The organism is Nostoc sp. UHCC 0870 (assembly GCF_022063185.1).
In the GTDB taxonomy this organism is placed as follows: domain Bacteria; phylum Cyanobacteriota; class Cyanobacteriia; order Cyanobacteriales; family Nostocaceae; genus Trichormus.
Window position 1 is genome coordinate 90,781 of sequence record NZ_CP091914.1, and the last position, 12,050, is coordinate 102,830.

A 12,050-nucleotide genomic window follows, 5' to 3' on the forward strand; every position below is an offset into this window, starting at 1 on the left:
ATTTAGGGATGATTTCGTCAGTTTTTATCAGTCAATTTTACTGGCTATCAGAAATATTGAAATGACAGGGTGGTTCTGATATGGGGTTAGAAATAGTTAAATCATTAGGTGTAACAGTGAAACTTACAGTTCCGTCACCGTTATTTTTCCAGCCTTGTGCTGAAACGATAGCTTGATTTTCAATTTGATTAGATTGGTCTATTGGTGTAGTGGGAGCGACGATTGATTCTGAGGATTCGTCTGTCCATCCCACCGTAGCATCGAGAATATCGGAAGGGTTTCTAGGTATTCCTCCCTTACCTGTGATTGATAGTTGCTCAGTTTGATTTGGCGGTTCTGGAGAACAAGTATTTTTAATTTCAGTAGGGTCAAAAGTTGAAGCCTTGATCCCAGAGAAGCCAAAGTCTAGTTGTGAAGTATTGATTTTAACAGAGCCATTAACACCTTGTTCGGAACTAGCTGTAATTTTACTGTTTTGTGACACAAATAAGCCTTGAGTTGTGATTTTAATATTCCCGCCTCTTCCTTCAAAAGCATTAGCTGTGATGCTGCTATTGTTTTGCAAGACTAATACGCCTGTATTAATGTCAACATTTCCACCATTGCCATTAGTGCCGTTTGTACCTGCGGTTGCAGAGATAATACCGTTGGACAAATCAATGTTTTGCGAGTTCAAGCTGATATTGCCGCCTTGACCAACAGATGTTGTGGCATTAATATTTCCGCTTTTAAGCTGAATTGTATTAGCGGTAACGCTAAGATCACCAGCATTACCTGTGCCAATATTTCCTACGCTAATTAGCCCTCCTTGATTAATATTCAAATTTTCAGTATTAATAGTTACTCTTCCGCTAGAACCAGAAGGAATTGAAGGTAGGTTAAGAATTCCTCTCACAGCTTCGTTAACAGTGTTAGCTGAAGAACTGATGAAGCTAGGCTGAGAGTTTATCGATTGTCCACTCACCTCTACAGATTCTCTAGCATTAATATTGACACTACCAGCATCTCCAGATGCTAAAGAAGCTGAGTTAACTATTGCTCCGTCTTTTAATTTTAAAATTGATGTATTTATATTAACAGCCCCAGCATTTCCAGAGCTAAAGGTTGCAGAGCCTATATTACTTGGTGCAGAGCGTTCTAATTTGAAGCCTGTAATTTCGATAAATTTGGCATTGATAGTTACTGTATTTCCGTTTCCAGAGCCAAAAGTTGAGGATGCTATTGCTCCGCCATCAGTGATGTATAGCTGATCAGTAGAAATCTGGACATAGCCAGCATTTCCTTTAGAAACTGTAACAGCACCCATCGTACTGATAATATCTCCTCTACGAAAAGGATTAGCAAATCTATTAGGTAATAAATTTATTGAATTAGAGGCATCAATAATTACATTACCTCCTAAAGCATCACTGTATGTAGTTGAGTTGATTCTTGCTCCATCTTGAAGGACTAGCTTCTGAGTAGAAATTCTAATATCACCACCTTTTCCGGTATTTAGGCTTTCTGCTCGTAAGCTACTCGAAATATTGCCGTCTGGAGAAGTTCCTTGTACCAATAGAGAAGCAGAAGCACTTACGCTAATATTTCCAGATGAAGTGTTTCCTAGATTTTGAATTAATATGATTGAACCATCTTGCAAATCAATATTGGCTCCGTGTGCTTGAACCAATCCACCGGGATTGCCACTTGCATTAATTAGAGATTGCTTAGAAATATTAATATCGTCGAAGTGGGATACTCCTTCATAATTAAAAGACCAGCCGTTAGAAGCGGGAATAAGGTTAATAAAACCTGAATTTATACTGCCTAACTCAATATTTCCACTTTGAGAGGCTAAATTAGCCCCCTCTAAAGTGATTTTGTCAGCCAGTAAAGCTAATGTTTGCTTTTCATTTACAGATAAATGCAGTGAATTATTATTTGGAATAGTGGGTGAAAAGAGTGAACTTGGAGCAATCAATCCTTGTCCTGCTCCCTGCACGGTAATACTTCCTGAGTTGCCATTGAATTGTAGCCCAATAGGAATATCAATTGTGAGTAGCGGTGCTTGAGGATTAGTAGCACTAAAAGAACCATTAGGGAACTCAATAGCATCGGCGGTAGTAGCTAAAAACGAACCACCGATATCCAAACGAGCATTAGGGCCAAAGACGATACCACTAGGGTTAATCAAGAATAAGTTAGCTGTACCGTTAGCACTAATTAACCCATCAATATTAGATACAGAACTACCAGTAATTCGAGTGATGATGTTTTGCACATCTAGCCCGTTGTTGAACTGAACGCTAGTTCCTGTAAGTATGGAGAAGTCCTGAAAACTGTGGAAAAGATTATTTCCTACTTGAGTTCCCCCTTCGATAATTCTGGTGTTTCCATCTAATGTGGTGGTGGAATTATTAGGCAGAGTTAGATCAGGGGTCATTTGCGCTTGAGCCTTTGAGAGAACACACAACAACAAAAAATTAAAAAAAATGAAAAGCCGATATGTCATAGGGAAGTGAGCAGCTTGAAAATCCCCAATGATTAGTGGGTTTTCAACTGCTTGATCAAGGGAAAAGGAACTTCAGGACTCAGAATTTAGAAGTCGAAGAATAATAACTCCTGACTCCTGAGTTCTTTGTCATAAACCTAATGAGAGAGTTTATCAAAAACAGAACGAAAAAGATAGTTAAATATTTTTAGTTAAAATTCTTTTGTGTAGGACAAAAGCTACGAAAATCAATAAAAAGATAGTTGCGTGATTGACAATTTTATGGTGTAAGTAGGTATTGAAGATAAATCTTTTGATAGACAATTGCGAAAAGTAGCAAATAGTGAATTATTTAATCAATCAATTAACTTGATATTAGCATTAAAACATAAGGATACAGTCCTGCTGAATAATTCAAATTCTCATTTCTGACGTTAGAACTGATCTTCTTTCCAAGCTTGTTCTTCCCAGTATTCATCAGTTTGCTGTAGAGCCAGAAGTTCAAGTCTCCAACAGTAGTAGTCAGTAGCCTTAGCAGTGACAGCACCAAGGATAGCCCCAATGAATATAGAAGCGAGGACAGGTTTCCAATCGCCTCTCCAGAGGGCATCTTTGGTTAACCAAGTCAGCAGAATGTATGCGCTGATTGCAGAAGAGATATTGATACTAGACCAAAGAAGTGGCTTGGCGATGCTTTGTCTTCTGAGCAGCAACCATTGAGTGAGAACAGCGAAAGCAGCCAAGATGATGGTGAAAAGACCGAGTAGAATAGCGATATCCTTAGTTTTGAGAAGATCCCAAGTGAAGGACAACAGTACAGAGAAAGTCACCAAAGCTCCGAAGAAGTAACCGACAGTAACAGCCAACATATTAGCAACAGTCCACCAGCCCCAACTGAGTCGAAGGCGAAGCCTCAATACTCGTTCGTGAACAGCAGACATTGTGAGCCACAGAAGTATTGCACTCCAAAAAAAACCATCCATTGATTTGCGGTTATCGAAAACTATCCAACTTTAATGATGCAATTAATCGCAGAAGCCATCAACACGCAACTCACGCCAAATATCAGAAGCTTGCCAGCCGGAATTACCAGCAGATGGGAGTGTGGGGTAGTCTTGCACTGGAGTATAGTTTTGCAGATATTCTGTGGCTGGGCTTTCTGTATCTACAGATTGCTCTAGATCAACGATTGGTTGTGAAGGATTGATATCCTCAATTAGTTCTTGTGGTAGCTGTGGGGGGATGGCTTTTTTGAGAGAGAGAAGTTCAGGTTTTTTGGTGGTTTTCATATTGAAAGAGATTTTAATAATTTTTACAAATGGCAAATGAAACGTTGGATTGTAATTAAGTTAATGACCGAGAAGATTGGAGAAGCAGCAGATTGAAAAATCAATAAATCTAAAATCTAAAATCTATCAATCCCAAGCCCCTAACTTTAGTTATGGGGTGAATCTTCAATCTGCAATCTGCAACCTACAATCAGTTGACCCATTTATAGTGTTGGATTGGAGCGAATTTAACAAGTGGTGAAAACAAGGTAATTTGTTCGGTCGAGTAAATCTGCAAGCACTCATAAATGCAAAGATAGAAACAGAATAAAAACCCCAACCTCAGTAAAAGGATGGGGAGTAGGTAAAATAAGATTACTTGCCATGATCATACAACTAAATACTGGTTCAACCACCTTTACGCAAGAGGTGGATTTATGAACAAACCCCCCTCTCGTAAGCAGCCAAAACCGACAAAGGATAATCCACCATCAGTCACCATTGATGTGGCGGCGGTTGAAGTACCAGAGTTAACCGAAGAAGAATTGCGCGATCGCCTGCACTTGGAACGTCGTGTGGAGAGGGCTTTTTACGAAGCGGGGAAGGCCTTGATGGAGTTGAGGGATCGCAGATTGTACCGAAATACGCACCGAACATTTGAGGAATATTGCAAAAACAGATTTGGTTACAGTCGTGATGCGGCGTACTTGAAGATTTCGGCTACTGAGGTATATGAGAATATTCAGAAATTTTTGCCGACCATTGGTCGGCAAATTCCAATGCCGACCAATGAACGTCAATTACGCCCGTTAGCTAAAGCCGAGTTAGAACCGAATAAGCAAGCCAGCGTTTGGGAGCAGGCAGTAGACCAAGCTGGCGGTAAAGTTCCGTCTGGTCGGGTAGTCAAGGATGTTGTAGACAGAATCCGAGAGAGAACCAAAGTCCCCAATCCGTACCACCTGGGAGAAATATGCGTTATCCAGCCCAAAGATAATCCAGAGTTGCGGGGCAAAAGCGGCTGTTGGGGTGTGATTACTTATGTGGGGGATTATAGTTGCTCACTCCAGACCTGGGACGGTGATTACACAGCCAAAGTTGAGCATTTGAAGTCACTGGAATTGCTGGAGGAGGATTGCAAATTCATGGAGCAGCTATGCGAAAGACTACGGCGGTTGCATGAGGTGGGCGGACGGGATGAGGCAGTAGATTGGCTATTACAGGGATTGGGGAAACAGGCTAAACCGTATTTGTCTGCATTGCAGGCGAAGTTGTTGGTGGCTGTCGAGAAAGAATATAACTTGGTTTGGAGGCAGCAGAGGTGATGCAGCAATGCAACAAATTAACAAAGCAACAATGCAATCTTGATTTATGTCCCCTACCTCTACAGGTAGCCCGTTTTGGGTCGGGGTCTAAATCCCCGTCACAAAACGTAATTGCGAATTGCGTTAGCGTTCACGGAGTGTCTCGTAGAGAAGCGGGACGTTAGTCCATTGCGAATTGCGAATTGGTTTAACTTTTCCCCGACACCCCACAACCGCCCTTTTTGGGCTGTTCAAAGGCAATTCGGTACAATTTGGGAAGAGAACGGAGTGATCAGTAGGAAAAGCAGTTGAGCCAAAAGAAATCTAAAGCAGCAAACCAAAAACTGAAGATTACGATCTTAACAGTAGGATCTAGGGGAGATGTGCAGCCCTATTGTGCCTTGGGCATTGGTTTAAGAGATGCAGGACACAGGGTGACAGTAGCAACAAATGAGAACTATGGGGAATTTGTCAGGCAATTTGATTTAGAGTTTGCACCCATAGCGGGAAATTTTCAAGAGCTATTGCAATCAAAAAAAGGTCAGGAATTAATTGCGGGAGAAAAAGTTCAACTGGTGAGCGAAGAGCTATTTAAGCAACAATTAGAGTCGGGCTGGGAAGCTTGTCAAGGCACAGACGTAATCATCTACACCCCGCTAACAAACTGGGCATATCACATGGTAGAGAAATTAGGCGTACCATGTTTCTTTGCATCAGTTATACCAGCGACTCCAACAGGAATGTTCCCATTTTTGAGATTCGCCCGAACAACAAAAAATCCACTCAAAAAAGTCCTTAACTATGCCAGTTACTTTGTAGCGGAGTTTTTGTACTGGCAGAGATACCGAAAACTAATCAACCAATTCAGAACCCAAAGATTGCAACTGCCTCCCTTGCCCTATCTAGGCAAACGCTTCCGTAAGAAACCCCCGGCTAATGTAGCAAAAATTCCGGCACTGTATGGATTCAGCACGAATGTAATTCCTAGACCAAAGGACTGGCCTAGCTGGGTGTATGTGACAGGATACTGGTTTATTGACCTTGCTCCCACCTATGAGCCGCCGGAAGAACTGGTGGATTGTTTGGGACAAAAGCTAACACCTGTGTGTTTTGGATTCGGCAGTATGACAATGCAACGTCCAGAGTATTTGACGTATTTTATTGTGGAGGCGTTGAAAAAAGTTCGTCAACGGGGCATTTTATTATCAGGTTGGGGAAATGTGGGCAGGATAGTTAATGTGAAAGATTCAATACGCGTGTTTGTGATCAATGAAGTGCCGCATGATTGGCTGTTTCCTCAAGTGTCGGCAGTAGTTCATCATGGAGGAGCAAGTACAACGGCGGCCGTACTAAGAGCAGGGATACCCTCAGTGATAGTACCCTTTTTTGCAGAACAACCGATTTGGGGTGAAAAACTAATGAGGCTGGGGATAAGTCCTGCACCAATACCGTATAAGAAAGTATCAGAAGAGACTTTAGCAGCAGCGATTAAGGTAGTGCTGGGTGATGAAGTGATGCGCTCAAAAGCACAAGAGTTAGGTGAGAAAATTGATTGAGTGAGCTAGGATCTCTACAAATAGGCTTTTAAGATCATAATTATAGACAACTAAGATTTAATTAGACCGCGAATCGCAAACTTTGACAATCATCATGGCATCTGACGAACCTAAGCCTTTGGAGTCTACTGAGACTCAGTTGCATAAAGAGAAGCTGTTTGTCCAACCAGACATAGCTCAACTCCCATCAAAAGAACTTTCGACAACCGAGGTAGAGGTAAATCCCCTACTGGAAAACCCAACAGATGATAAACAAGTAAATATTGAGACAGACTCAGCAAAAGATGAGATTGAAGCAACAGTAGCGATATTTCAAGCTGTTGGAGTAATTACGGGAGAGGTAAACCTAAATGCTCTTGGCAGCAGCACTGTGACGATTGGTCAAAATCAATACCCCCTTTTCTACATTCCGAGAAAACTGAAAGTATTTGAAGCTCTCAAGAGAGAAATAGAAACTACTGGCAACCGTACTCAACGTTTAGTAGTTTATCCAAAGGCAATTCATTTTCCACGCAGAGAGCAACCGCTAAAAATTGCTTTTCAGCTAGTAGGGTTTGACAAAGGGCGATTCCAGGAGACAATCTCAGGAGAGTTAGAAGACCTGGAATTTAAGATATCAGGACTGTGGCAGTTTATCCCGGTCTGCCCTACTCCCTGCATCTCTATATTCCGCAACTTTAGTCCCGAAAGACTGGACTATATTAAGCAAGCCGAACCAGCCCGGAAGGTGAAATTCATGAAATCCAGTCATCTACCCTTGCTGTGGAAGGATGCACCAGTTAGACCGTTCAGATTTAATCCCAAAGTCCCTAAAAAAGAGCAAGGACACGCAGTATTTGTGGCGATGAAAGCGAAATTTATACCAGGGCGTGATGTTTTTGGTTTTGTGGCACTCACCGCACCACCCCTAGAAACTGCACCCAGATTTCTCAAAGCCTCCAAACAAGATAAAGCCACAGTCCAGCAATCTGCCAAAAAGACTCAGCCCAAAGGGCAGAGGCCATCTAAAAAGGATAAATTAGGCGGCAACACAGAGGGTAGTAATCCGCCACCATTACCAATTCTGAAGAAAAAGCCGCTTGGGGGGGGAGGAAAAAACAGACAAATAGTTTATCTCTCAATATAACTCCTGCGACCATTACCAAGAATGTTCAGTCTGCGCGATTACCAACAAGATTTAGTTTCAAAAACCTTCGCCACATGGTCGAATGGAATGAGAAAAGTATTGCTGCAACTAAGCACGGGTGGTGGCAAGACTATTATCTTTGCAGCAGTGGCATCTAAATTGACAGCCGAGGGTTCAGGTGTGTTGGTAGTCGCTCACAGAGAGGAGTTGATTACCCAGGCCACAGAGAAACTGGCGGCGGTGACAAAAGTGCAACCGGGCATCATCAAAGCCGGATACAAGCCAACCGATTCGTTAATTCAAGTAGCCAGTATCCAAACTCTTGCTCGTCGCCAAACTTACCCGACAGCCAAGCTTGTCATCATTGATGAAGCGCACCATGCTTCAGCGAATAGTTACCGCAGATTGTTAGATGCTTATCCAGATGCCTTGATTTTGGGACTGACAGCCACACCAAGACGGGAAGATGGTTATGGATTGCGAGATATTTTTGACCACCTGATTTGCTCAATCACGACCAAAGAATTAATCGCCCTGGGACACTTGACAGATTACAAATTAATCGCAGGCTTTAAATATTCCCAGCACAAAGTCCCTCAAAAACGCGACTTCACCAAAAAAGAATTAGAAGAAGTAGCTTCTGACTACAAACCCTCTGAGGTATTAAAGCAGTGGAAAAATTTTTGTCCTGGTAACAAGACAGTTATCTTTGCAGTCAACGTCAAGCACTCTCAACAGATTGCAGCAGTGTTTTGTGCTGATGGCATCACCTGCGAACATTTGGACGGAGAAACACCAAATAATCAACGTAAAGCAATTTTAGATAGATTTCGTAGTGGTCAAACACAGGTCATTAGTAATTGTGCAATTTTGACAGAGGGATTTGATTGTCCTGACTCTAGTGCGGCGGTGATTGCTCGACCTACTAGCAGTGTGACTCTCTGGCTGCAAATGATTGGCAGAATATTGCGTCCTGCACCGGGAAAAGAATCTGCAACTATCCTAGATATGACTGATAACTGGTTTAGGCTAGGCCGTCCCTGTGACAACAGAAAATGGAGTCTAGACCCAGTATCCTGCGACCCAGATACCCAAGGGGTGAGATGCTGTCCCCACTGTCACCATGTCTTCAAACCAATGGTTCCCTTAGTTCGTACCAAAGAATACTTTAATTCTAAGACAGCAGAGTTTGTTATCCAATATGAAGCAGATTGTCCTAATTGCCGTAAATCTTTTAAGTGGGTATTAGAGGAATCTTCTGTTAGAGAAAATGATGGAGTACCAGTAATTGTTTCTAGCGTTGATATTGAGTTCAAAGAAGTTCCGCCTGAAGTCCGTTCAATTTTACTTGTGCCAATTATTCAAGCCAAAAAACGCAAGTTTAGAAGCCCAGAAAAAAAGTTAATTTTCTATAATTCTACAATTAGAAACTGGTTTTTAAATTGCCAAGAAGTAAATCTCAGAGAATTACTTTACGCTATTGAGCTACTTGGTTGTCCAGAAGAAATATTTGATGAGAGCATAGAATTTTTAGCCTACCGTGTTCGCAACGCTCAAGAATGGTTAGACGTGACCAAAATTATGTCTAGTCGTCCAGACAATGTGAAGAAAGTTATTTGGACTAGGTTATCTCATCTAGAAAAAGACAGACTGAACAAAATGAAAGCAGAGTATGAAAATGAAACTAAGGAATGGTTGAGTGAAGAAAATTTGTCAACTACAGCAGAGTATTTAGAAGCTTGCCAAGATATGGAAATGTTTTCTTGCTTATGGCAAATATATAAAAAACCAGCTATTAAAGCAGCAATTGAGCGGCTAAGTGCCGATAAACGCGACCAAATCAATCAGTGGATTGCACAACTTGACAAAGCTAGTTACTGATTTTGGTATTAGCTAAACCACCAATGCTCACCACCTGAGCAATCCCATGCTGCTGTTTATTGTCAAGAAGAAGGGTGTTGGGGGGTAGGGTGTAGGGAAGACGGCGTTGGTCGGGGCTTGAAACCCCTACCAACGCAATCGTCTTGACTCATACGGGGCTTGCAACCCTATGGTTGTTGGGGCTGTCTCTTTCCCCTACACCCTACACCCCGCCCCAACGGGGCTTAGTCAAAAGTAATACAATAGCCCTTCTAAAGAGCCAGTATGATTCCATATGCCGAGTATCCTAGCAACTGAAAGCGACTATTAAAAGCAGATTGATTCGTAAACATCTAAAATAAGCGATATTCTGACTTGAAACACGGATCATGAGCTTTGCGAATAAAACGATTGTTCTCACAGGTGCATCGGCTGGAATTGGCAGAACGCTGGCAATTTCGTTAGCCCAACAGGATGCAAATTTAGTCTTGGCTGCGCGCAATCAAGAAGCATTAGAACAGACAATTACTGGGTGCAAAAACTATCCAGCCAAAGTGATTGCAGTATCTACAGATGTAACTCAAGTAGAAGGTTGCCAGCATTTGATAGAAACAGCGATCGCCACGTTTGGGCGGATTGATGTCTTAATTAACAATGCCGGAATTGGAATGCTGACACGCTTTGATGAAGTAACAGATATTTCCATCTTTGAGCAAGTAATGCAGGTAAACTATCTGGGTGCAGTGTACTGTACTCATTATGCCTTACCCTACCTGAAAGCCAATCGAGGACTGTTAGTGGCTGTTTCTTCAATTTGTGGCAAAACAGGAGTACCCACTCGTACAGGTTACGTTGCCAGTAAACACGCTATGCAAGGCTTCTTTGATACATTGCGAATTGAATTGCACTCAACAGGAGTAGATGTATTGGTTGTCTCACCGGGGTTTGTGGCAACTGATATCCGACAACGAGCGTTGGGAGCGGATGGAAAACCATTAGGCAAAAGTCCGCGTGATGAAACTCAAGGCAATATGTCAGTAGATGAGTGTGTGCGTCAAATTATCTGGGCAATGGAGCGGCGTAAACGAGAACACATTATGACATTGAAAGGAAAAGCAATACCTTGGGCAAAGCTGATTGTACCAGGATTTGTTGATCGTATTGTTGCTGCTACCATTCGCAAAACAACTTCCACCCAGTAGTAACATTTTGGAGTACCAAATTGAGAAGTATCAAACCAAATTTAACTGCCTTCCGTACTCCGCCTTGAGCCTAAAGAAACACACACACCACCTATCGCCCACCACCCGTTCAATCCCATGCGGCTGCTTGTTGTCGAAAGCAATGCAATCGCCTTCCTCCAGCCAATATGATTCCATCTGTCGGACATCCTGACATCCAGAAATTGAGAACTTCGCCCGACCCATTATATTGATTTGCGCTGCACCAGAAGCATAAGCAGGTGAATCCCGATGTACTTTGATTTGCGTCCCGGCTGGGTAAAACAGTACAAGTGCTTGATGAAAGTCCGGCAGCAGCTTCTCGCCCAAAGCCTCAATCAAATCTGCACCAGCATAACGCCCCGGCTCAACCACCTTAACCTCAGCCTTCTTCCCCGATTTAGCACCAGTGAGACTAACGAACCGCCGTAGATGTAGTTCCAGACGACCATCGGCGTATTGCGAGACTGAGGGAAACATCTGGTTTTTGATAGATTTGCACCAATCCTGAATCTGAGCTAATTCCTCCCCTTCTAGCTTGTCCATCCGTGTAATCAAACTGGGGGATTCGGGTTGTGCGGCAACAGTCTCTTTTGGTACTTCTGGAATTGGAGGAGTTGCAGTAGCCAAGGACGGAAACAACCGCCCACGGTAAAACTCATGCTGCAACCCTGACAGAACCCCCAGCACGCCCAACTCTGACCAATCGCCCAAATTCTCCCCATGCAGAGACACGCGATAGTACCCACAAGCTAGGCGATCGCACACCACAGGAAAACCAGACGAGTGGCATTTTTCAATGAGGCTCAAAACCTCAGCAGGATATGTTACAGGATGATTAATCTTTCCTCCTTGTACAACTTTCATCTCTGGACGAGTTGTCCCAACTTCGCCGCCCCAAAGCTCAGGTAAGTATTTTTGTACTACTTCTTCTCCAACCTGATACCGATGGCAGAAATCCCCAGTTTTCTCGAAGCAGCACAGCGTTATATCCACAGGGTTGTCCTTCTGCTTGGCTACCCAAAGCTGTATCAGAGTAAGCCGAGAGTCCAGAATCTCGCGGAACTGTCGTTTGTATTCCTGTTGTGCGGTGGTATCTTTTGCGGAGGACTTCCACCAATTGAGGAGTTCGGGAGTAGGGGAGAATAGGGGAAGATGTTTGCCAGTCCAACTTTTGGGAGGATAAAGCGAAATGGAAATGGTTTCACCTTTGATTTCCCCTGCGTAATATGAGGTGTAAATTGTCATA

At 42.8% G+C, this 12,050-nt stretch carries 9 protein-coding genes; 5 read left to right on the top strand and 4 right to left on the bottom strand.

The genetic code is table 11. The features are described 5' to 3' along the window. Positions 1 to 37: 37 nt before the first annotated feature. The 3 genes from L6494_RS27450 to L6494_RS27460 form a co-directional block, all read right to left on the bottom strand. Positions 38 to 2,422, bottom strand: coding sequence for a two-partner secretion domain-containing protein (locus L6494_RS27450; RefSeq protein ID WP_237996855.1), 2,385 nt, complete (start codon positions 2,420 to 2,422; stop codon positions 38 to 40). A gap of 482 nt (positions 2,423 to 2,904) precedes the next feature. Next, entirely contained in the window at positions 2,905 to 3,411 is a 507-nt protein-coding gene (locus L6494_RS27455; protein ID WP_237996857.1) for a hypothetical protein, read from the bottom strand. Positions 3,412 to 3,495: 84 nt separating this feature from the next. Further along, positions 3,496 to 3,759 (bottom strand): hypothetical protein, encoded by a 264-nt coding sequence (locus L6494_RS27460; protein WP_237996859.1) that lies wholly within the window; start codon positions 3,757 to 3,759, stop codon positions 3,496 to 3,498. Positions 3,760 to 4,175: 416 nt separating this feature from the next. Between L6494_RS27460 and L6494_RS27465 the strand changes: the two genes are divergently transcribed. From L6494_RS27465 to L6494_RS27485, 5 genes are all read left to right on the top strand, one after another. Continuing rightward, positions 4,176 to 5,060 carry a hypothetical protein gene (locus L6494_RS27465; RefSeq protein ID WP_237996861.1) on the top strand — a complete coding sequence of 295 codons (885 nt, stop codon included), beginning with the start codon at positions 4,176 to 4,178 and terminating at the stop codon, positions 5,058 to 5,060. A 287-nt stretch (positions 5,061 to 5,347) separates the two neighbouring features. Continuing rightward, complete coding sequence (locus tag L6494_RS27470) at positions 5,348 to 6,595, top strand: glycosyltransferase (RefSeq protein WP_237996863.1); 1,248 nt, start codon at positions 5,348 to 5,350, stop codon at positions 6,593 to 6,595. 94 nt (positions 6,596 to 6,689) lie between these two features. Beyond that, a complete protein-coding gene (locus L6494_RS27475; RefSeq protein ID WP_237996865.1) occupies positions 6,690 to 7,721 on the top strand; it encodes a hypothetical protein in 1,032 nt (343 codons plus the stop codon). Positions 7,722 to 7,742: 21 nt separating this feature from the next. Continuing rightward, complete coding sequence (locus tag L6494_RS27480) at positions 7,743 to 9,602, top strand: DEAD/DEAH box helicase (protein WP_237996867.1); 1,860 nt, start codon at positions 7,743 to 7,745, stop codon at positions 9,600 to 9,602. Positions 9,603 to 9,970: 368 nt separating this feature from the next. Beyond that, positions 9,971 to 10,783 (top strand): SDR family oxidoreductase, encoded by an 813-nt coding sequence (locus tag L6494_RS27485; protein WP_237996869.1) that lies wholly within the window; start codon positions 9,971 to 9,973, stop codon positions 10,781 to 10,783. Between the two features lie 30 nt (positions 10,784 to 10,813). Here L6494_RS27485 and L6494_RS27490 read toward each other — a convergent pair whose 3' ends face one another. Beyond that, on the bottom strand, positions 10,814 to 12,049 hold the full coding sequence (locus L6494_RS27490) for a DUF488 family protein, N3 subclade (RefSeq protein WP_237996871.1): 1,236 nt from the start codon (positions 12,047 to 12,049) through the stop codon (positions 10,814 to 10,816). Between the last annotated feature and the right edge of the window lies 1 nt (position 12,050).

Excerpts from the sequence above, each read along its gene's own strand:
- L6494_RS27455 (WP_237996857.1), bottom strand. The coding sequence starts at position 3,411 with ATGTCTGCTGTTCACGAACGAGTATTGAGGCTTCGCCTTCGACTCAGT.
- L6494_RS27485 (WP_237996869.1), top strand. The coding sequence starts at position 9,971 with ATGAGCTTTGCGAATAAAACGATTGTTCTCACAGGTGCATCGGCTGGA.
- L6494_RS27465 (WP_237996861.1), top strand. The coding sequence starts at position 4,176 with ATGAACAAACCCCCCTCTCGTAAGCAGCCAAAACCGACAAAGGATAAT.
- L6494_RS27450 (WP_237996855.1), bottom strand. The coding sequence starts at position 2,422 with ATGACCCCTGATCTAACTCTGCCTAATAATTCCACCACCACATTAGAT.
- L6494_RS27480 (WP_237996867.1), top strand. The coding sequence starts at position 7,743 with ATGTTCAGTCTGCGCGATTACCAACAAGATTTAGTTTCAAAAACCTTC.
- L6494_RS27460 (WP_237996859.1), bottom strand. The coding sequence starts at position 3,759 with ATGAAAACCACCAAAAAACCTGAACTTCTCTCTCTCAAAAAAGCCATC.
- L6494_RS27490 (WP_237996871.1), bottom strand. The coding sequence starts at position 12,049 with ATGACAATTTACACCTCATATTACGCAGGGGAAATCAAAGGTGAAACC.
- L6494_RS27475 (WP_237996865.1), top strand. The coding sequence starts at position 6,690 with ATGGCATCTGACGAACCTAAGCCTTTGGAGTCTACTGAGACTCAGTTG.